The sequence below is a fragment of the Paractinoplanes abujensis genome (assembly GCF_014204895.1).
GTDB lineage: Bacteria > Actinomycetota > Actinomycetes > Mycobacteriales > Micromonosporaceae > Actinoplanes > Actinoplanes abujensis.
Genome location: NZ_JACHMF010000001.1, coordinates 6,990,199 through 7,011,833 on the forward strand (window position 1 = coordinate 6,990,199; position 21,635 = coordinate 7,011,833).

Consider the following 21,635-nt stretch of genomic DNA (forward strand, 5'->3'; position numbering starts at 1 on the left):
GAAACGTCTAAACGGTGTCACGGCGAATGGCTGTCGGGATCAGGACCACTACGGCAGCGGACCCCCGAGCAACACCACGACCACCCCGGCCGCGGCTGCGCTCAGCAGGGTCAGGACCGGGCCGCGGCGCAGGGCCAGCATCAGCACCAGGGCCCCTGCCAGCACAGCCAGCTGCCAGGCCTCGGTCAAAGCCAGCGTCAGGGGAACGGCTGACCCCAAGATGGCCCCGATCGCACCCGGCCCCGCGCCGTCGAGGAAGGCGCGGACGCGTTGGTTGGCCCGCAACTGATCGAACCGGTGGGCGCCCAGCAGGATGAACGCGAAGGACGGCCCGAACGCCACCGTGGCCGCCAGCAGTCCACCGGCCAGACCGGCCGCCGCGTAGCCGACGACCGCGACCGTGTGCACCACCGGGCCCGGCGTGATCTGGCCCAGGGCCACGGCGTTGAGGAACTCCGGGTCGGTCATCCAGTGGTAGTGGTCGACGGCGTCGGCCTGCATGAGCGGGATGATGACGAAACCACCCCCGTACGAGAGGGCGCCCACCTTGAGGGCCACCCAGGCGACGCTGCCCGCCAAACCCGCGGAGGCGATCAGCGGGAGCGCGCTCAGCGGCGGCCGGGTCACGGGCATCCGCTGGAAGACGGCTTCGGCCACCCCGCAGGCGATCAGCAGCAGCACCAGCCAGGGGCCGATGGTGGCCGCGCCGGCCGCGCCCAGCAGCAGATAGACGAGCCAGCGGCGACGGCTCGGCGCGCGGTGCCAGCCCGGCCCGAGCAAACTCCACCCGGCCTGGACGGCCACGGCGGCCACCGCTGCCCCCGCGCCGGCGCCGGCGGCTTCGACCCAGAGCGGCGGGTTGCCCAGGAACAGCATGGCCAGGATCAGGATCGCGAGCAGGCCGGGCAGGATGAAGGCGAGCCCGCCCACGACTGCGCCGGCCCTTCCCCGTACGCGCCAGGCAGTGAAGATGGCCAACTGCGTGGAGGCGGGGCCCGGCAGCAGATTGCAGGCGGCGATCGCGTCTTCGAACTCCTGCGCGTCCATCCACTTGCGGTCGTCGACGCAAAGTTTTCGCAGCAGCGCGATGTGCGCGGGGGGCCCGCCGAACCCGACGCAGCCGATTCGCCCCCATTCGCGCAGGACGGTGCCCAGCCCGACGGTCATGAGCGCACCGTGTGCAGCAGGAAGCCGATCCGCTCGTCGAGCTCGTCGGCGACCGCGTCGAAGAGTGACGGTTCTTGCGCCGGATCGGGGATGCTCCAGTGCCGCGCGCCCGGATAGTCGGGGCAGATCTCGCGCACCTTGTCGCACACCGTGATGACCCGGTCGAAGCTTTGCCGGGCGAACTCGTCGAGATGCTTGGATCGGGCTCCGCGCAGGTCGAGCCCGCGCGCGGCCATCACCGCGACGGCCCGCGGGTGGATCGGCTTGGGGCGGCTGCCCGCGCTGTACGCCTCGATCCCGGCCCGCCGGGCCAGCGCCTCGGCCATCTGCGAGCGCGAGCTGTTGCCCGTGCAGAGAAAGAGCACCCGGACGCCCTGTGACAGGGGCGGCGGGGGCGGCACCCACCGCAAACCCGGATGCAGTGACCCACCGGCGTCGGCCAGCAGGCGCCCGCACCGCGCGAGGTCGAGCCGGTAGTAGGTGTCGCGCCGGTCGGCGATGCTGCGCCGGGCCTCCACAAGGGACGCCTTGCGCAGCCGGCCCAGGTGGTACGAGACGAGGTTTTGCGGCTGCTCGACCCGCGCCGTCAGCTCCTGGACCCGCAGATCCGTCTCGGCCAGCGCGGTCAGCAGCCGCCAGCGGAGCGGGTGCCCCGCGGCCCCGAACACCTCCGGTTCCATGGCGGCACAATACATCAAATACGTTTGATGGAAAGTGGCCTCGTGACTGCTCACGGTTCGGCAAGGGGGCCTAGGTGATCGGCGCCGTCGGCCAGCGGATCGCGCTCACATGCCGATCGATTCGGGCGCAGCGCGGGGCGGCCCGAAGTGTGACCTCGGGCAAGTTGACTTCTACAAGTGAATAAAAGAAGGTAAGGCTCAGCGTAGTTAGGTTTGGCTTACCTGGGGAGTTCGATGACGGCCATCTACCTGATCGGGCTCAGGGAAGGTCTGGAGATCACGTTGGTGGTCTCCATCCTCGTGGCGTTCCTGGTCAAATCGGATCGTAAGCCGCTGCTCAAGTGGGTGTGGGCCGGTGTGGCGGTGGCCGCGGCGCTCAGCGTCGGGTTTGCCGCCTTGCTCCAGTTCGGGGTGGCCCGGCTCGAATACACCCACCAGGAGCTGTTCGAGGCTGTCGCGTCGATCGTCGCCGTCACGTTCGTCACCTGGATGATTTTCTGGATGCGGCGGATGGCCCGGCAGATGGGCTCCGAGCTGCGCGGCCGCATGGAGGACGCGATCAATGTCGGGCCGCCGGCCATCGTCGGCGTGGCGTTTCTCGCCGTGGTGCGGGAGGGGCTCGAGACCTCGATCCTCTTCTACGCCGCCGCGCAGGGAACCGCGGACAGTGCGCGGCCGCTCATCGGGATCACGCTCGGTTTGCTGACCGCGGTCGTGCTGGGGTGGCTGCTCTACCTCAGTGCCGTCCGGATCAATTTGACCAAGTTCTTCACCTGGACCGGCGCGCTGCTCGTGCTCGTCGCGGCCGGAATTCTCAAGTACGGGGTGCACGACTTGCAGGAGGCCGGCGTCCTGCCGGGTCTCAACACCACCGCGTTCGACGTCAGCGCCGGCTGGCCGCCGGGCGCGTGGTACGCCGAGCTGCTGCGCGGCATGGTCAATTTCACCCCGGCGCCGACGGTTCTGGAAACCGTCGCCTGGCTCGCGTACGGGATCCCCGTGCTCGTGATCTTCCTCTGGCCGCAACGGCCGACCCAGCCCGCCCGTACGCAAGCGCCTGCACTGAGCAAATAGGAGAACCATGCGCACCCCTCGACTGCTCGCCCTCGTCGCGGCCGCCGCGGCGACTGTCCCGCTCGCCGCCTGCGGCGGTGGGAACGACGATGCGGCCTCCGGCGCCGGCGACAAGATCACCGTCGACGCCTCGGACACCGAGTGCAAGGTGGCCGCGTCCGAGTCCGACGCGGGCACCGTCACCTTCGCGATCGCCAACAAGGGCAACAAGGTCACCGAGTTCTACGTCTACGCCCCCGGCGACCGGGTCATGGGCGAGGTCGAGAACATCGCGCCCGGCTTGTCCCGTGAGCTCATCGTCGAGCTGGCCTCGGGCACGTACGAGACCGCCTGCAAGCCCGGCATGATCGGCAAGGGCATCCGGAACGCGTTCCAGGTGTCCGGTTCCGCCCCGGCGCTGACCGAGGACGCCAAGCTGGCCCAGGCCACCAAGGACTACCAGCGCTACGTCAAGAGCCAGACCGGCGCCCTGATCGAGCAGACCACCGCGTTCGTCACGGCGGTCAAGGCCGGTGATGTCGAGAAGGCCAAGACGCTCTTCCCGATCGCCCGCACCTACTGGGAGCGGATCGAGCCGGTGGCGGAGAGCTTCGGCGACCTCGACCCCAAGATCGACGCGCGTGAGGCCGACCTCGAGGCGGGGCAGGAGTGGACCGGCTTCCACAAGATCGAGAAGGATCTGTGGGTGGCCAAGGACGTCAGCAAGTCGGGCCCGACCGCCGACCAGTTGCTGGCCGACGTCAAGACGATCGTCGACAAGGCCAACACCGTGACGCTCTCGCCGGTGCAGCTGGCCAACGGCTCCAAGGGCCTGCTCGACGAGGTGGCCACCGGCAAGATCACCGGTGAGGAGGACACGTTCTCGCACACCGACCTGTGGGACTTCGCGGCCAACGTGGAGGGCTCGCAGGCGGCGATCGCGGCCCTGCGCCCGGCCCTCGAGGAGAAGGACGCGGCCCTGGTCAAGACGCTCGACGAGCGGTTCGCGGCGGTCGAGGCGGCGCTGGAGAAGCACCGCGACGGCGACGGCTGGAAGCTGCACAACACGCTCAGCCAGGCCGACCTGAAGACGCTGAGCGACGAGATCAACGCACTCTCCGAGCCGATCAGCAAGGTCGCCGCGCTGGTCGCCGGCAAGTAGGCGAGGAAACAGCCGGTAAGTGGGCGAAGGAACAGCCGACAGGTAGGCGAGCGACAGGCGGAGGCATGAGATGCAGCGGCGCAAGGTGATCGGTTTGGCCGGCGCCGGCGTGGTCGGTGCCGCGACGGCCGGTGCGGTCGCGTGGCGCTCGACGGCGAACGGCGAGGCGGCGCAGGAAAGCGCGGACAGGATCGCGTTCTACGGTGAGCGGCAGGCGGGCATCATCACGCCCGCGCAGGACCGGCTGCACTTCGTCGCGTTCGACGTGATCACCAAGGACAAGGCCGCACTGGTCGACATGCTGCAGTCGTGGACGGCCGCGGCGGCCCGGATGACCCAGGGCAAGGAGGCCGGCGCCCTGGGGGCGGTCGGCGGCCTGCCCGAGGCGCCGCCCGAGGACACCGGCGAGGCGCTCGGGCTGCCCCCGGCCGATCTCACCCTCACCATCGGCTTCGGCCCCAGCCTGTTCGACTCCCGGTTCGGCCTGCGCGACAAGAAGCCCGCCGCGCTGGCCGACCTGCCGAAGTTCCCGGGCGACACCCTCGATCCGGCCCTGTCCGGCGGCGACCTCTGCGTGCAGGCCTGCGCCAACGATCCGCAGGTGGCCGTGCACGCCATCCGCAACCTGGCCCGGATCGGCATGGGCGTGGTGAGCGTCCGCTGGTCCCAGCTCGGGTTCGGGCGTACGTCGTCCACCTCGACCACGCAGGCGACGCCGCGCAACCTGTTCGGCTTCAAGGACGGCACGGCCAACCTCAAGGCCGAGGAGACGTCGCTGCTGGACGATCACCTGTGGGTGCGCGCCGGTGACGGACCGGACTGGATGACCGGCGGGTCGTACCTGGTCACCCGCAAGATCCGGATGCTGGTCGAGCCGTGGGACCGTACGTCGTTGCTCGAGCAGGAGACAATCTTCGGCCGGAACAAGGGCGAGGGTGCCCCGCTGACCGGCCGGAGCGAGTTCGACGAGCCTGATTTCGCCGTACGGGGGGATGACGGCGAGCCGGTGATCGCCACCAACGCTCACGTGCGGCTGGCCCATCCGACGCAGAACGGCGGCGCCCGGCTGCTGCGTCGCGGCTACAACTTCGTCGACGGCTCGGACGGGCTGGGCCGGCTCGACGCGGGGCTGTTCTTCATCGCCTACCAGCGGGATCCGCGCCGCCAGTTCGTGCCGGTGCAGATGCGGCTGGCCCGGCAGGACGAGCTGAACGAATACATCAGGCACGTGTCGAGCGGACTGTTCGCCTGCCCGCCCGGGTTGCTCGCGGCCGACGACTTCTGGGGTCGCTCGCTGTTCACGTGACAGCGATGGCTCATCGAACGCACAGGATTCATCGATAGGGTTCGGGGGATGACCACACCGGCGGGGGGTGGCCGGCGCAGGCCCGGCCAGTTGGAGACCGAGATCATGACGGTCCTCGACACCGCGGTGCGGCCCCTGACCCCCGGCGAGGTCCGCGATCTTCTCGAACCGGACGGATCGCTCGCATACAGCACCGTTGTGACCACTCTCACGCGTTTGTTCGAGAAGGGCGCAGTGGCCCGTCATCGGGACGGACGGGCCTTTCGATACGGCGCCCTGAGCGCCCCGGCCGGCCTGGTCGCAGACCGGATGAGCCGGTTGATGGCGGTCGAACCCGACCGAGCGACGGTCTTACGCCGTTTTGTCGCCAACCTCAGCGCGGACGACGAGCGCCTGCTGCGTGAACTTCTGCAGGAAGATCCCTCCGCCGACTGAAACCGTCAGGGTGACTCGCTACCTGAGGGCATGCTGAAAGCGGGATGCTGCCGGTAACGCATCAGTGGCAGCATGGACGTTTCTGTGCGCGGCATCGGCTGCGCGCTGCCCGGAAACGGGCAAAAGAGCTGGGGGAGTTCTCTCGTGACCGATCAAGCCGCCGCGCCTCCGGGCAAGCTCGACGCCGCGGTGCTCAAGATCGCCGGGGTGGTGGTGCTCGGCGCGATCATGTCGATCCTCGACATCACCGTCGTCAGCGTCGCCCTTCCGACCTTCCAGAGCGAGTTCGGCGCGACCTACGCACAGGTCGCCTGGACCATGACGGGATACACCTTGGCGCTGGCCACGGTGATCCCGCTGAGCGGATGGGCTGCCGACCGGTTCGGCACCAAGCGTCTCTACATGTTGGCTCTGCTGCTCTTCACCGCGGGCTCGGTGCTCTGCGCCACCGCCGGCTCGATCGAGCAGCTGGTCGCCTACCGGGTCCTGCAGGGCCTCGGCGGCGGCATGCTCATGCCGATCGGCATGACGATCATGACCCGGGCCGCGGGCCCGGAGCGGATCGGCCGGCTGATGGCCGTGCTGGGCGTGCCGATGCTGCTCGGCCCGATCGGCGGCCCGATCCTGGGCGGCTGGCTGATCGAGGCCGCGAGCTGGCACTGGGTGTTCCTGATCAACCTGCCGATCGGCGTCATCGGCCTGATCTACGCGCAGCTCGCGCTGCCCAAGGACGAGCCGCACAAGTCGGAGGCGTTCGACTTCGTCGGCATGCTGATGCTGTCGCCGGGTCTCGCCCTGTTCCTCTACGGCGTCTCGTCGCTGCCCGAGGAGGGCACGATCACGGCGACCAAGGTGTGGACGACGATGCTGATCGGCACGGTGCTGGTCGTCGCGTTCGTCATCTACTCGTTCAAGCCGAAGCACCCGCTGCTCGACCTGCGGCTGCTGAAGAACCGCAACCTGAGCGTCGCGAGCATCTCGCTGTTCGTCTTCGTGATCGCGTTCATGGGCGCCGGTCTGCTCTTCCCGAGCTACTTCCTGCAGGTGCGGGGCGAGTCGACCCTCGACGCCGGTCTGCTGATGGCCCCGCAGGGCATCGGCGCCGTGCTGACCATGCCGATCGCGGGCATGCTGGCCGACAAGATCCCGGTCGGGCGCACGGTGCCCTTCGCGATGACGCTGATCGCGGTCGGCTTCTTCGGGTTCACCCAGGTCGGCACGGACACGTCGTATCTGTTCCTGTGCGGCTCGCTGTTCGTGATGGGTCTGGGCATGGGCGGCACGATGATGCCGATCATGACTTCGGCGCTGCGGACGCTGCAGCCGCTCGAGGTGGCCCGCGGCTCCACGCTGGTCAACATCCTGCAGCAGATCGGTGGCTCGATCGGCACCGCGATCATGTCGGTGATCCTGACCAGCCGGCTCAACGGTTCGCCCGAGGTGCCGGGGGCGGTCAACCCGCAGACCGGTGAGACGTTCACCGAGGCGGACATCGCGATCGCCAACAACCACGGTGCGAACATTCCGGCGCCGCCGGAAATCATCGAGCGGGGCCTGCAGTTCGCGGCCGACTCGTTCTCGACCACGTTCTGGGTCGGCTTTGCGCTGGTGCTGGCGACGTTCATCCCGATCGCGTTCCTGCCGCGCAAGCGCCGGGCGACCCCGCCCGGAGCGCCGGGCGAGCCCGCGGTCGAGGCGCCCATCCTCATGCACTGAGAACTATTCGCATTTCCGCCCCGTCTTCCGTTCCGGGAGGCGGGGCGTTTCCATAAGCCTGTAACAAAGGCGGACAACGAGTACCGCCAAAACGATCGATAAGGGTCTGTATACCGGGCATTCACCTGCTGCAATGCTTAACCGTTACCCGAACGAGAATCGATCGTCATGCGGCTTCCCTAGCCTCCGGCGGATCACCTGCTTCCGGAGGACAATCTTCCATGCATCGATATTTGCGCCGCGGCCCGTCCGCGGCGGCGCTCCGAGCGATCGGCGCCGCCGCGCTCGCGACCGCGATCGGCGTGAGCCTGGCCGGACCGGCCGTGGCCGCCGCGCCGGGCGACCCGTTCATCAGTGAGATCCACTACGACAACGCCGGCACCGACACCGGTGAGGCCGTCGAGGTGCAGGCCCCGGCCGGCACCGACCTGACCGGCTGGCAGATCGTCCTCTACAACGGCAACGGCGGCGCGGCCTACAACACGGCCACGCTCAGCGGCGCCGTGCCGGCGGCCGGTGTGGTCGTCCAGAACTACCCGGCGGACGGCATCCAGAACGGCGCGCCCGACGGCGTGGCTCTGGTCAAGCCGGACGGCTCGGTCGCCGAGTTCCTCAGCTACGAGGGCGTGATGACCGGCACCGGCGGCCCGGCCAACGGTCTGACCAGCACGGACATCGGTGTCTCGGAGATCGCCTCGACGCCCGTCGGGCACTCGCTGCAGAAGCTCGACGGCACATGGCAGGCCCCGGCGGCCAGTTCCTTCGGCGTTCTGAACAAGAACACGCCTGAGGAGCCCGGTGAGCCGGCTTCCTGCGACACGGCCGTGACCCACACGATCGCCCAGGTGCAGGGCACCGGCGCGGCCACCCCCGTGGCCAACACCAAGGTCACCGTCGAGGGTGTCGTGACCGCCGACCACCGTACGGGTGGCTACAACGGCGTCTACGTGCAGACCGCGGGCACCGGTGGGGACCGCCCGGTCACGGCCGGCACCGCCTCGGACGCCGTCTTCGTCTACTTCGGCACCAGCGTGGCCAACGCGCCGACGGTGAAGATCGGCGACCGGGTACGGGTCACCGGCACGGTCACCGAGTTCAACGGGCTCACCGAGATCACCACCACGGCCCAGGGTGACACCGCCGTCTGCGCGAGCGGCGTCGCGCTGCCCGCCCCGGTGGCGCTGAGCCTGCCGCTGGCCGACGCGGCCCGCGAGTCGGTCGAGTCGATGCTGGTCGCGCCCGTGGGGGCGTACACGGTCGCGGACGTCTACAACACCAACCGGTACGGCGAGATCATCCTGGCCGCCGGCAACGAGGTCGCCCCGATCCCGACCGACCTGGCCCGCCCCGGTTCGGCCGAGGCCCTGGCGATCAAGGCCGACAACAAGGCCCGCCGGATCCTGGTCGACGACGGCCGCACCACCAACCTGGCCGAGGCCGGGCTCGCGCCCGCGTACCTGACCAAGGACAACCCCATCCGGGTCGGCGACACCGTCGAGAAGTTCGGCCCGAGCGTGCTGAGCTTCGGCTTCAGCGAGTGGCGCCTGCAGCCGGTCGACCCGGCCGCCCTGCAGACCACGTTCAAGGACACCAATCCCCGTACGCCGGCTCCGGCCGACGTCGGTGGTGACCTCCGGGTGGCCAGCTTCAACGTGCTCAACTACTTCGTCCACTTCGGTGGCGAGGCCCGCGGCGCCACCGACGCGGCCGCGCTGGCCAAGCAGCAGGCAAAGATCGTCTCGGCGATCAGCGCGCTGGACGCCGACGTCGTCGCGCTCATGGAGATCGAGAACTCGGTCCGCTTCGAGCCCGACGACCCCCAGGTGGCGCTGAAGACGCTGGTGGGCGCGCTGAACGCGAAGGACGGCGCGGGCACGTGGGACTACGTGCGCTCGCCGGCCGACCTGCCCGGCCCCGAGCAGCAGGACTTCATCACCACGGCGATCATCTTCAAGCCGGCCGCGGTCACCCCGAAGGGCGCCGCGCGCTCGGTGAACGACGAGTCGGTGTGGGCGAACGCCCGGGAGCCGATCGCGCAGACCTTCACCGCCGGTACGGCCACCTTCACCGTGGTCGCCAACCACCTGAAGTCCAAGAGCGCGTCGACCCCGCCGAGCGGTGACAACGTGGACACCGGGGACGGGCAGGGCGCGTACAACGGGGACCGCAAGCGGCAGGCCGCCGCGCTGGCCACGTTCGTGAAGTCGCTCGGCACCGACGACGTGCTCCTGCTGGGCGACTTCAACGCGTACAGCCAGGAGGACCCGATCCAGGTGCTGGCCGACGCGGGATACCGGAACATCGCGGGCGCGGACGAGAAGTCGTACGTCTTCGGTGGTGAGTCGGGCTCGCTCGACCATGCCCTCGCGAGCGCCTCGCTGGCGTCGAAGGTGACCGGCGTGGACGTCTGGAACATCAACTCGGTCGAGTCGTTCGCCTACGAGTACGACGGCTATGCGCCGTTCTACAGCGCCGACCCGTACCGGGCCAGCGACCACGACCCGGTCGTCGTGGGCCTCAGGACCGGCAACGCCGGCCCGGTGGACCTGCAGCTGCTCAGCATCAACGACTTCCACGGCCGCCTCGAGCCGCCCACCGCCGGCAACGGGGGCGCGGCCCAGCTCGTCGGCATGGTCAACGAGCTACGCAAGGCCAACCCGAACACCGCGTGGATCTCGGCCGGTGACAACATCGGCGCGTCCACGTTCATCTCCGCGATCGACGATGACAACCCGACGATCGACGTGCTAAACGCGGGCAAGCTGGCCGTCTCGGCGGTCGGCAACCACGAGTTCGACAAGGGCCTGGCCGACCTGCAGGGTCGCGTCGAGGACCGGGCGGACTTCCCGTATCTGGCGGCCAACGTCTACAAGAACGGCGAGCGGGTGCTGCCCGGCTACAGCGTGCAGACGCTGGGCGGGGTCAAGGTCGGCTACATCGGCGTCGTCACCGAGCAGACCGCGGCGCTGGTCAGCCCGGACGGCATCGCCGGCGTCGAGTTCCGCGACCCGGTGGCCGAGGCCAACACCCTGGCCGCGCAGCTCTCCGACGGCAACGAGGCCAACGGCGAGGCCGACGTGCTCGTGCTCCTGGCCCACGAGGGTGCGGCGACCGAGAACATCGGCTCGGCGGCGGCGCTGCAGGCCGACCCGGTCTTCGGCGACTTCACCCGGGTGAGCGCCGAGATCGACGCGATCTTCAGCGGGCACACCCACCAGCCGTACGCGTTCGAGGTTCCCGTCCCCGGCACCGACCGGACCCGTCCGGTGATCCAGGCCGAGGACTACGGACTGCGGGTCGGCAAGGCCGTGCTCACCGTCGACCCGGCCACCAAGACGGTCACCAACTCGACGGCCGAGCTGCTCAACGTGACCGGCTACCCGGCCGACGCCGCGGTGGCCGACATCGTGGCCAAGGCCAAGGTCACCGCGGACGAGCTGGGCAAGCGGCCGCTGGGCAAGATCACGGCGGACATCAAGCGGGCCTACAGCGCCGCGGGCGCCGAGGACCGGGGCGCCGAATCCGTGCTGGGCAACTTCATCGCCGACGTCCAGCTCAGCCAGACCAGCGCGGCCGGCCGGGGTGGGGCCCAGATCGCCTTCATGAACCCGGGCGGGCTGCGGGCCGACCTGCTCTACGGCACCGACGGCACGGTCACCTACGCCAACGCGTTCTCGGTGCAGCCCTTCTCCAACGACGTGGTCACCCAGACGCTGACCGGTGCGCAGATCAAGCAGGTGCTCGAGGAGCAGTGGCAGCCGGCGGGCGCGTCCCGCCCGGTGCTGCACCTCGGCTCGTCCAAGGGCCTCACCTACTCGTACGACGTGAACCAGCCGCGGGGCTCGAAGATCATTGCTTCCAGCCTCAAGCTGAACGGCGTCGTGCTCAATCCGACGGGCACCTACCGGGTCACGTCGAACTCGTTCCTGGCCGCGGGTGGCGACAACTTCACCACGCTCGGACAGGGCACGAACCGCGTCACCACCGGCGACAACGACCTCACCATGCTGGTCAACTACTTCGCCGCGAATTCGCCGGTCACCGCCGACCCCGTGGCGCGCAGCACGCCCGGCACGGCCACCCCGGCCGACACCACGCCGCCGACCGGCACGTTCGAGCTGGGCGCCACCGCGCTCTGGCCGGGCCAGCCGATGACGCTGACCCCGGTCGCGCTGGGCGACGACGTCAGCGCCGCCGACAAGATCAAGAAGGTCGTGTCCTGGGGTGACGGCACCACGTCGGAGAGCCTGACCCACACGTACGCCAAGGCCGGCGACTACACCGTCTCGGTGCAGCTGACCGACGAGGCGGGCAACCAGGCGGCGGCCACCATCGAGGGCGCCGCGGTCGTCAAGGTCACGGCGCAGCCCAAGGGCGTGTATCTGCTGGCCCCGCAGTCGATCTGGGCCGGGCAGACCACCGTGCTCGCGGTGAGCAAGGTCAGCGGCGCCTCGAAGCTGGTCATCGCCTGGGGTGACGGCGCCACGTCCGACATGTCGGCCAACGGCGCCCTGATCTCGCACACCTACACCAAGGCCGGCACCTTCACGGTCACGGTCACGCCGCACAACGCGGCCGGTGCGGGCACGGCCGTCAAGGCCGGCTCGGTCAAGGTCACGGCCGACACGTACGCCCCCGGCGTGCGCTTCGTGCCGCCGCTGATCCCGTCCTCGGCCTCGGCCTGGCGCTCGCTGAACGGCCTGGCCAGTGACACCGGCCTGGGCGTGGCCACGGTCTCGGCCACGCTGATCCAGGAGCGCTCGGGTCAGTGGCACTACTTCGACGGCGCCCAGTGGGTCAAGGCGTCCTCGCAGACCGACGCCGCGGCCAAGGCCAAGGTCCTGACCGACGCACCGCTGCCCGTCCTGGGCGTGTGGAGCATCGGCCTCCGGGGCGTCGAGAAGGGCACGCTGAAGGTCACCTACTGGGCGACCGACCGAGCCGGCAACGACTCGGTGAAGCAGTCCTACACAGCGAAGATCACCAAGTAGCGGCACACGCGAACGCCCCCGCCTCCACACTGGAGGCGGGGGCGTTCGGCGTACGCGGGCCTCAGTTGGTGAAGAGGAAGTAGATCGGTGCGCTGGACGTCATGTAGTTGACGTTGTCGTTCCCGTTGACGCCGTCCGAGTAGAAGGCCCGTGCGCGGTAGATCTGGCCGGTCGGGTGGCTCCCGCCCAGGGTGGTGTACGACTTGCCCGCCTTGTCCAGGGGCGTCGTCTTCGGGGAGAACCCGCGGGCCGGGCGCCACCGGTCGGTGACCCACATCTCGACCACGAACTGCGCCTTGCGACCCGGGTAGGCGGTCATCGTCGTGGCGAAGTACGGCGAGACCGACTTGCGGAAGTAGGCGTAGGTGATCGCGGCCGGCTTGGTGGTCTTGTAGTGCCGCGTCACGGCGATCTTGGCCGATACCTCTGTGTAGAGCGTCGCCTTGACCTCCTTGGGCAGCCGGGCCGCGTCACCGGTGAACTTGGCCGACACGGTGGTGTTGCGGGTCATCTTGACCGGCACCGAGACGATTCCCGCACTGTTCGACTTGGCCCGGGTGACCAGGCGCATCGGCAGGTCGCCACCCCACGGGTCGGCCCAGATCTCGACCACCAGACCGGGGTCGCCGATTCTGGCCGTGAGGTTCACCGTTGAGCCGTACTTGCTGACCGTGCCCTGGCCGCCGACCGTGAGCGAAACCGGGACCCGGGTCGTGGAGGTCGGCTTGGGCTGAGGGGCCGGGGTGGTCGGGGCCGGGGTCGTGGCCGTCGGCCGGGGGTCGGGGTCGTTGGCCACCCACAGCCGGTACTCGTGTTCGCTGTTGTGACTGAGCACGAAGAGCCGTGGGCCGTCCGGCTGCCACGCGACGAGGTCGACGTTGTCCGGGCCGCGGTCGGCCTGGGTGGACGGCAGCACGAACTTCTGGGCCGCGGTCTCGGAGCCGCGCGGATAGATGGAGACGTCGGTCCCGATGTCGAAGTTGTTCCACCCGATCGCAACCCGCCCGTCCGGGCCGGCGTCGACGCTGTTCGCGGTCTCGCAGGTCTCCGCGTAGGCGGGAGTGCGCAGGTGCGGCGTCGCCACCGCGGATTTCCACAGGCGGCAGTTCTTCCACCCGATCAGCCCGGCGCCGTCGGCGGTGACCACCGCGCCCCGCAGGAAGTCGTCGGTGAACCGGGCGGTGCCCTGATGCTGCTCGGTGCCGTCGGCGGCGATGGTGTAGGTGGCCAGGTTGCCGTTGGCGTTCATCTGGGTGGAGGCCTCGGCCACGATCAGCCGGCCGGGCACGGTGGGCGAGGTGAGCAGCGCGGGGGACCCGGTGAACGAGGTGCCGTCGGACTGGGGATCGTGCACGCGCAGCACCCGGTCGGCCGGTTCCAGCACCCCGAAGTTGCCGGCCCACGAACCGGCCGCGTCGCCGTCGTAGCCGAACCAGATCTGCCGGCCCATCGTGGCGACGGTTCTCGGGAAGATCTTCGGGTCGACCGAGTAGCGCACCTGCTCGGTGACCGTGGCCGCGTCGAAGGAGACGATCGCGTGCGCGTCGGCGACCGCCGCGTAGAGCGTCTTCGCGTCGGCCGAGAGCGTGAGCCCGGAGACGCCCGGCAGGCCGGTCCGGGTGCTGACCACCGCGCCGCGATAGTCGGTGACGATCAGCTTGCCCCCGAACGGGTCGCTGACCAGCACATGCTTGTGGAGCGGGTCGACCAGGAGGTCGCCGGGAACGCCTTCGACAGTCAGCAGGCGGCCGTCGGCCAGCTCGGTGTCGGCGGCCGAGGCCGACCCCGTGCCGATCGCGACGACGACGGCGGCCGAGCAGGCGACACCGGCCGCCACGAGGGCGACGCGAAGTTTGCGCATTTTCAGAGGGCTCCCCTAAGAAGGAACAGTCGGCACAGGGTACGCGAACTGTCGATCTTGGAGGAGCCCTGAAGTCAGCGCAGGCCGTTCTGGACGGCTACCTTGATCAGCAGCTCGGGGTCATCGCTGATCAGGCCGTCGACGCCCAGGTTGATGACGCGTTGCATGGTCGGGGCGTCGTTGACGGTGTAGGGCACGACCTTGAGGTCGTAACGGTCCTGCAGCGTGGCCACGACCGGGCCGTGGAAGTAGGCCGGGTTCTGCCGCAGATACCAGTCGTCGTCGGCGATCGTGCCCTGCGCCGGGTCGTGCACCTGCCAGTTGGCCGAGACCGTCGACGCGCCGGCGGCCCGGACAAGTGCGCCCAGGTCGCGGTAGTGCCACCAGTCGAGGCCGCCGGTCCACGGACTCTTGACCTTCGGGTCGTCGTAGACCGCGCGCAGCGAGCACTCGTCGGCGAGCGAGGCGCACTCGGCCGGGCCGTACTGCCAGATCAGCGCGACCGTCTCGATCCGGCGGTCGAGCTGCCGGGCCAGACGGATCGTGCGCCAGTCGAACGACTGGATCGTCACCCGCCGCTCGAGCCCGGCCGCCTTGATCGCGCGCACCAGCTTGGTCGTGAAGACCTGGTAGGGCGCGGTGTCGGCGGCCAGCGGACTGATCTTGGTCTCGATGTTCATCCGGACGTCCGTACGGCCGCTGCCCTTGACCAGTGCGAAGAACTCCTCGATGGTCGGGATCCGCGCGCCCGGCACGGCTACCTGGCCCGGCACGACCTTCGACCCGCAGTCCAGCGTCCTGATCTGTGCCAGGGTCAGCTTGTGGACAACCTTCCCCACGTACGGGAAAAGGGGGTCACCAGAGGTGACGGGCGCGGTGTCGACGCAGTGCGAACCGTTGATCGTGCGGTCGTGCAGCATGACCAGGCGACCGTCGGCCGTCACCCCGGTGTCCGTCTCCAGGGTGGAGATCGCCGGGTTGGCCAGTGCGTTCGCGAAGGCGGGGAGCGTGTTCTCGGGGCGCGTGGCCCGGCCGCCGCGGTGCGCCTGCACGTCGAACGGCGACGCGTACGCCTGGGGCAGCCGGTAACCCCGGGCCGCGAGCAGTGTGCGCAGCCGGTCGGGGTAGTCGGTGATCAGGCCGTCGACGCCGTCATCGAGCAGCTTGGTCATGGTCGGCACGTCGTCCACCGTCCAGGGCACGACCTTGATCCCGTACGCGTGGGCCCGCCTGACCATCTCGCGAGTGACGTAGGGCCGGTAGCCGGGGTCGGTGACCGTGCCGTTCTGCGGGAAGCCGTGCACGGGTGAGAACGCCGAGGCGCCGAAAGACTTGATCGCCCGGATCGGGTCGCCGCCGAAGTCGTCGATGTCGATCCCGCCCAGCCACGGCGACGCACCCGGCTGACCGGTCTGCAGGAAGTCGAAGTTGGTCAGAGCGACCAGCGGCAGTCGCGGCTCGACCTGGCGCATCCGCATCAGCGCGCCCCAGTCGAAGCTCTGGATCGTGACCTGGCGCAGCAGCCCGGCCCGGCGGATCTCGGCCGCGGTCACCCGCACGAACTGCTCACGCGGGGCGGTCTCGGTGGGCGCCCCCGCCTCCACCTTGGTCTCCACGTTGAGTTTCACGCGGTCCGCCCGATACCGCTTGACCAGCGCGAAAACCTCGCTGAGAAGCGGCATGCGGGCGCCCGGCACGGCCAGCTGGCCCGGCTTGTCGGCCAGCGTCTGCGAACCGCAGTCCAGCGTCCGGACCTGCGCGAGAGTGAGCGTATTCACGTACTTGCCCACGTACGGGAACTCGGGGTCGCCGGCCGTGACGGGTGCGGTGTCCCGGCACTTGGTGCCCGTGACCCGGCGGTCGTGCGTGACCACGGCCCGGCCGTCCTCGGTGATCTGCACATCGAGCTCGAGGGTGCTGACGCCGAGCTGCAGGGCATTGCCGAACGAGGCGAGCGTGTTCTCGACGCGCAGGCCGAGGCCCCCGCGGTGTGCTTGCAGGTCGAAGGTCTTGGCCCCACCGGCGGCGGCGGGACTGGGAACGGCCAGAACGCCGGCCGCGAGCAGGATGGCGACGGGTATGCGCATGCGGCCAGCGTGTGTGGCGGGCACGACAATCGGGCTACGTCTATGTGAACCGATGGCGGCCATCTATCGGCAACTCCGGCCCGCGGCACGTCGCCGAGCGTGGTCGGAAAGCGTGAATGAATGCACACATGCACAAGCGACGACAGTTAGACGGATGCCGAATCAAGGACACAAGTATTGACATTTAAATCTGTATCGAAGGGATCACCGAATGTATTGACACCCCTTGGCGAGGGGTCCCGGCATCGGTTACGTTGAGAAAACGTCGCAACGCCGCGATCGGCGACAAAGCCCGCACTGACCTGCACAAACGGCCATCCGGGGAGTCGTACGTGACCGATTCAAGTCCACTTGAGCTGACCCCCAGAATCGAACCGGTCATCCAATCGGTTCTCGCCGAGGACGCGCTCCTGCACCAGTTGGCAGACGGACTCGGCTCACCGCTCAACATCGTGCTGCCGGATGCCCTGGCCGCCAATGTGGAGTCTTTCCGAGCGGTCTATCGCACCCATCGGCTACGCGGACACATCTATTTCGCCCACAAGGCGAACCGTTCCGCGGCGCTGCTGCGGCGGCTGGCCGGCACCGAGGCCGGCGTCGACGTCGCGTCGCTGGCCGAGCTGCAGCACGCCCTCGGGGCCGGCTTCACCCCCGACCGGATCATCGCCACCGGGCCCAAGAACCGGGAATTCCTCTGGCTGGCCGCGCGCACCGGCGTGCTCGTCAACGCCGACTCGCTGGACGAGCTGAGTGAGCTGGCCGCCCTGGTCGAGGCCCACCGCCAGCCCCGCGTACGGGTGATGGTGCGGCTGGCCGGGTTCGCCTCCCCCGGAGTGCAGCTGATCAGCCGCCGCAGCCGGTTCGGGGTGCCGGCCGACCAGCTGACCGAGGCCCTCGGCCGGCTCGACAAGCACGCCGACCAGCTGGAACTCGTCGGCGTCGCCTACCACCTCGACACCGTCGGACTGCCCGAGAAGGCGCTCGCGCTGGAAGGCTGCCTGGCCGCGCTCGACGAATGCCGCGACCGGGGCGTGCCGGTCTGGTCGGTCGACATCGGCGGCGGGTTCGGCGTCAACTACCTCGCCCGGGCCGGCCAATGGGAGCGGTACACCTCGGAACTGGCCCAGGCGGTGCTCGGCCGGCGACCCCCGATGACCTGGAACGGGCACGGCTACGGGCTGCGCAACGAGGGCGGCACCCTGCGCGGGGCGCTCGGGCTCTACCCCGCGCACCGGCCGGTCTCCGGGCCCGGCTACCTCGACCAGCTGCTGGCCACCCCCGCCCCCGCGCAGCGCCGGCCGCTGGGTGAGCTGCTGCTCGACAGCATGATCGACCTCGACATCGAGCCCGGCCGGGCCCTGCTCGACCAGTGCGGGCTCGTGCTGGCCCGGGTGCTCGAAGTGCGTCCCGGCGACGGCGACACCCTCGTACGGCTCGAAATGAACGCCCGCGACGTCAGCCTGGAAGAACACGGAGTGCTGATGGACCCCGTGCTCGTGGGGGCCGGCGACCGGCCGCCCGCACCCACCGAGGTGTACCTGCTCGGCAACCTCTGCCTGGAATCCGACCTGATCACCCGGCGCAAGGTGACCCTGCCCGCCCGGCCCCGGCCCGGCGACCTGCTCGCCTTCGTCAACACGGCCGGCTACTTCATGGACTTCAGCGCCACCCGCGCCCTGCACCAGCCGGTCGGCCGCAAAGTCGCCCTCTACTCCACCGGCGGCCGGTGGGGCTGGTGCCTCGACGAGCAGTACTGGCCCGTCCACGAGCGCACGGAGGCAGCATGAGATACGACGACCTGACCGAGGCGATCGGCAACACGCCGCTGGTGCGCATCGACCCGGCGGTGCACGGCCTGGTCAACATCGACCTGTACGCCAAGATGGAACTGCTCAACCCGTTCGGCTCGGTCAAGGACCGCGCGGCCCTGCAGATGATCCGCCCGCTGGTGACCGGCGCCACCGAGCGCGGCGACACCGTGGTCGAACTCTCCAGCGGCAACACGGCCAAGGCGCTGGCCCTGATCGCCGGGATGTACGGCCTGCCCTTCAAGAGCGTCACCAACCGCATGAAAGTCCCCGAGATCAAAGACCTGTTGCTGCTGCTCGGGGCCGAGATCGACGAGCTGCCCGGGCAGGCCGAATGCCTCGACCCGACCGACACCGAAGACCCCCTCTCACGCATGCACCGCACGCTCAGCGACAACGGCAGCGGATACGTGCACACCGATCAGTACTTCAACGAGCGCAACATCGAGGCCCACCTGCACGGCACCGGGCCCGAGATCGTCAAGGACCTGGACGGCCGCGCACCCGACTACTTCGTGGCCTGCGTGGGCACGGCCGGCTCGTCCACCGGGGTGGCCCGCGCGCTGCGTCAGCACGACCCCGACGTCCGGGTGATCGGCCTGGTCGCCGCGAAGAGCGACTTCATTCCGGGCATCCGCACGATCGACGAGGTGCACGAGGTGGGGTTGTTCGACCCCGGCGTCTACGACACCCTCGAAACGATCACCTCCGACGACGCCATCGACGGGCTGCTCACGCTGGTGCGCCGCTGCGGCACCCCGGCCGGGCCCACCGGGGGCGGCGCCTATCAAGGAGCCGTACGCCACCTGCGCGCACTCGACGCCACGCTGACCACGCGTAAGACGGCCGTGTTCATCGTCTGCGACCGGGTCGAAAGCTACCTGAGCTACCTGCGCGACCGGCGGCCCGCGCTTTTCGGGCGGCCGCCGAGGACCAACGACGTACGGGTCCTGACCGTCGAGGAAATCGCAGCGGCGCCCACGGTCGGTGTCGAGGAGGCGTCGCGCTGGCCCGGCCTGATCATCGACTTGCGCAACCCGCACGCGTACCGGGCACTGCACATCGACGGCTCGATCAACATCGTGGACGAGCTGTTCGCCGAACTGCTCCACGGTGGACTGCCGTTCGGGCGGCGCCAGCCGGTGCTGCTGGTCTGCCCGGTCGGCGAGAAATCGGCCCGCTACGCCGCGCTGCTGCTACGCATGGGTCATCCGGAAGTGCGGTCACTCGCGGGCGGCATCATCGCGTGGCGCGACGCCGGCGCGCGGCTGGTGCGTGACTGATGACGCTGACCTTGGAGACCGGCTGGCAGCTCGGCGTACGGTCGCAATTCCCGCTGCTCACGGGGAACCCCGGGGTGGCTTATCTGGACAGCGCGGCCACCTCCCAGAAGCCCCAAGCGGTGCTGGACGCGGTGATGGCCTATTTGACCAGCGAGAACGCCAACGCGGCGCGGGGCACGTATCCGTGGGCCAACCGGACCACGGCCCGCATCGAGGAAGCCCGCGACCAGGTACGGCGCTTCCTGGGCGCGCGGGGCGCCGCCCTGTCACCCTTCACCGCCGCCTCCGGCCTCCCCGCTCGGGACACCTCGGGCGTTCACTTCGTCGACGGGACCACGGCGGGGTTGCGTACGGTGGCCCTGGACTGGCTCGTTTCCTACTTGTCGGACGGGGACGAGATCATCGTGCCGTTCGCGGACCACAGCGCGAACCTGGTGCCCTGGCTGGACGCCGTCGCGCTGCTGGAACGGCAAGGAGTCCGGATCACCGTACGGCCGATGCCCTACGACGCCGCCCACGACTACGACGTGGCCCGGCTGCCGATCGGACCGCGTACGCGCTTCATCGCGGCCACCCACGTGCATCACGTCTACGGCAACGACATGAACATCCACCGCCTGCGCGCGGCGGCCGGACCCGACATCGCCATCTGTCTGGACGCGGCGCAGAGCTTCGGGCACATGCCGATCTCGGCGGAAGCGCTGGACGTCGACTTCATCGTCTTCTCCGGCCACAAAGCGATGGCCCTGCCCGGCATCGGCGCGGTGTGGGCCGCGAACAAGCGCGGCCCGGCATTCCAGCCGGCCGGGTGGAGTGGCTCCCCCAACACGGCCGGGATCGTCAGCCTGGCCGCGGCGATGGACTGGCTCTCCTCCGTGGGGCTCTCCCGGATCTCGGCCTACCTGATCGCGCTGGGCGGACGGCTCACCGCCGGGCTGTCCACCCTGAACAGTTACGAGGTGCTGGGATGCCAGAACAGTCTGACCGCAGGCTCGACGGTCCAGCAGCGGCACGGAATCGTGACGTTCCGGCACCGCGAGATCGGCTCCAACGACCTCGGCTTCATCCTCGCCTCCGACGGCTTGCTCGTCCGGGCCGACGACCACTGCCAGGGCAGCCAGGGCGAAAAGACCTCCTCCGTACGGGTGAGCCTGCACGTCTACAACACGCCGGCCGAGGTGGATCGGCTGCTTTCGGTGCTCAGAGCCCTCGACTGAACCGTTCGCTGCGCTACCGCTTCGCCTCCGCCAGGCGACCGCTGCCGTGCTCGCACCACCCCCGGGTCATCGCTACCCCCGCATCGCAATACCGCCGTTTCATCGCCATCGCCATCGCCATCGCCACCGCCACCGCCACCGCCACCGCCACCCCGTACCGCCGTACCGCCGCTTCGCCCGGGCCGAGCCGCCGCTACCCCGGCACCGCAGTACCGCCACGTCAACGCGACGCCAAACCACCGCGCCGCGTCACCGCCGCCGCACCGTCTCCGTCCGGCACAGCCGCCGCGTCGCCGCCCCGGGTCACCGCGCCCCCGGGTCACCTCGCGGGCATCGCCGCACCACCTCGCGGGCAACGCGGCGTCATCTCCTGCGCCGCCGCGCCAATACCGCCGCGTCACCGCTCCCGCGCCGCGTCACCGCCGCCGCGCCACCCCGCGGGTACCGCGGCCGCGGCCCGCGGGCACCGGCGCCGCGTCACTCCCCGCGCGGCCGCCCTAAGACCGCCGAGTCACCGCTCCCGCGCCGTGTCTCAGCTGCCACGCCATCCCGCGGGTACCGCCGCCGCGGCCCGCGGCATCGCCGCGCCACCACTCCGGCGCCGCCGCGCCACCACTCTCGCGCCGCCGCGCCACCACTCCTGCGCCGCCGCGGCGTCACCTGCCGCGCTGTGTGTCAGCCGCCGCGTCACCCCGCGGGCACCGCCGCCGCGCCGCCCCGCGGCCACCGGCGTCGCGTCACTCCCGCGCCCCGCGGCATCGCCGCGCCACCACTCCGGCGCCGCCGCGCCACCACTCCGGCGCCGCCGCGCCATCACCCCCGTGCCGCCGCGCCACGACTCCCGCGCCGCCGCGCCACCACCGCGCCTG

General features: G+C 69.9%; 13 protein-coding genes. 9 read left to right on the plus strand and 4 right to left on the minus strand.

The window, feature by feature from the left end:
• Positions 1 to 48: 48 nt before the first annotated feature.
• Together chrA and BKA14_RS32055 are read right to left on the minus strand one after the other, a co-directional pair.
• Positions 49 to 1,167, minus strand: coding sequence for a chromate efflux transporter (gene chrA / locus BKA14_RS32050; protein ID WP_184954505.1), 1,119 nt, complete (start codon positions 1,165 to 1,167; stop codon positions 49 to 51).
• On the minus strand, positions 1,164 to 1,847 hold the full coding sequence (locus BKA14_RS32055) for an arsenate reductase/protein-tyrosine-phosphatase family protein (RefSeq protein WP_239093180.1): 684 nt from the start codon (positions 1,845 to 1,847) through the stop codon (positions 1,164 to 1,166). Before BKA14_RS32055 ends, chrA begins: the two co-directional genes overlap by 4 nt.
• A 234-nt stretch (positions 1,848 to 2,081) precedes the next feature.
• Between BKA14_RS32055 and efeU the strand changes: the two genes are divergently transcribed.
• The 6 genes from efeU (at position 2,082) to BKA14_RS32085 (ending at position 12,510) form a co-directional block, all read left to right on the plus strand.
• Entirely contained in the window at positions 2,082 to 2,921 is an 840-nt protein-coding gene (gene efeU, locus BKA14_RS32060; protein ID WP_184954507.1) for an iron uptake transporter permease EfeU, read from the plus strand.
• Between the two features lie 7 nt (positions 2,922 to 2,928).
• A complete protein-coding gene (gene efeO, locus BKA14_RS32065) occupies positions 2,929 to 4,062 on the plus strand; it encodes an iron uptake system protein EfeO (protein WP_184954509.1) in 1,134 nt (377 codons plus the stop codon).
• 70 nt (positions 4,063 to 4,132) lie between these two features.
• A complete protein-coding gene (gene efeB, locus BKA14_RS32070; RefSeq protein WP_184954511.1) occupies positions 4,133 to 5,368 on the plus strand; it encodes an iron uptake transporter deferrochelatase/peroxidase subunit in 1,236 nt (411 codons plus the stop codon).
• A gap of 48 nt (positions 5,369 to 5,416) precedes the next feature.
• On the plus strand, positions 5,417 to 5,803 hold the full coding sequence (locus tag BKA14_RS32075; protein WP_184954513.1) for a BlaI/MecI/CopY family transcriptional regulator: 387 nt from the start codon (positions 5,417 to 5,419) through the stop codon (positions 5,801 to 5,803).
• A gap of 144 nt (positions 5,804 to 5,947) precedes the next feature.
• Positions 5,948 to 7,519, plus strand: coding sequence for a DHA2 family efflux MFS transporter permease subunit (locus tag BKA14_RS32080; RefSeq protein WP_239093182.1), 1,572 nt, complete (start codon positions 5,948 to 5,950; stop codon positions 7,517 to 7,519).
• 221 nt (positions 7,520 to 7,740) lie between these two features.
• Complete coding sequence (locus BKA14_RS32085; protein ID WP_184954517.1) at positions 7,741 to 12,510, plus strand: ExeM/NucH family extracellular endonuclease; 4,770 nt, start codon at positions 7,741 to 7,743, stop codon at positions 12,508 to 12,510.
• Between the two features lie 61 nt (positions 12,511 to 12,571).
• Here BKA14_RS32085 and BKA14_RS32090 read toward each other — a convergent pair whose 3' ends face one another.
• Positions 12,572 to 14,371, minus strand: coding sequence for a YncE family protein (locus BKA14_RS32090; RefSeq protein ID WP_184954518.1), 1,800 nt, complete (start codon positions 14,369 to 14,371; stop codon positions 12,572 to 12,574).
• Between the two features lie 74 nt (positions 14,372 to 14,445).
• Positions 14,446 to 16,458 (minus strand): glycerophosphodiester phosphodiesterase family protein, encoded by a 2,013-nt coding sequence (locus BKA14_RS32095; protein WP_203722513.1) that lies wholly within the window; start codon positions 16,456 to 16,458, stop codon positions 14,446 to 14,448.
• A gap of 332 nt (positions 16,459 to 16,790) precedes the next feature.
• Here BKA14_RS32095 and BKA14_RS32100 point away from each other — a divergent pair, with 332 nt between their 5' ends.
• Genes BKA14_RS32100 through BKA14_RS32110 form a run of 3 tightly spaced genes read left to right on the plus strand, consistent with a single transcriptional unit; the run spans position 16,791 to position 20,766 of the window.
• Positions 16,791 to 18,245 (plus strand): Y4yA family PLP-dependent enzyme, encoded by a 1,455-nt coding sequence (locus BKA14_RS32100; RefSeq protein WP_184954520.1) that lies wholly within the window; start codon positions 16,791 to 16,793, stop codon positions 18,243 to 18,245.
• Positions 18,242 to 19,549 (plus strand): pyridoxal-phosphate dependent enzyme, encoded by a 1,308-nt coding sequence (locus BKA14_RS32105; protein ID WP_184954521.1) that lies wholly within the window; start codon positions 18,242 to 18,244, stop codon positions 19,547 to 19,549. Before BKA14_RS32100 ends, BKA14_RS32105 begins: the two co-directional genes overlap by 4 nt.
• Complete coding sequence (locus BKA14_RS32110; RefSeq protein ID WP_184954523.1) at positions 19,549 to 20,766, plus strand: aminotransferase class V-fold PLP-dependent enzyme; 1,218 nt, start codon at positions 19,549 to 19,551, stop codon at positions 20,764 to 20,766. The genes BKA14_RS32105 and BKA14_RS32110 overlap by 1 nt, the downstream gene beginning before the upstream one ends.
• Positions 20,767 to 21,635: the final 869 nt, after the last annotated feature.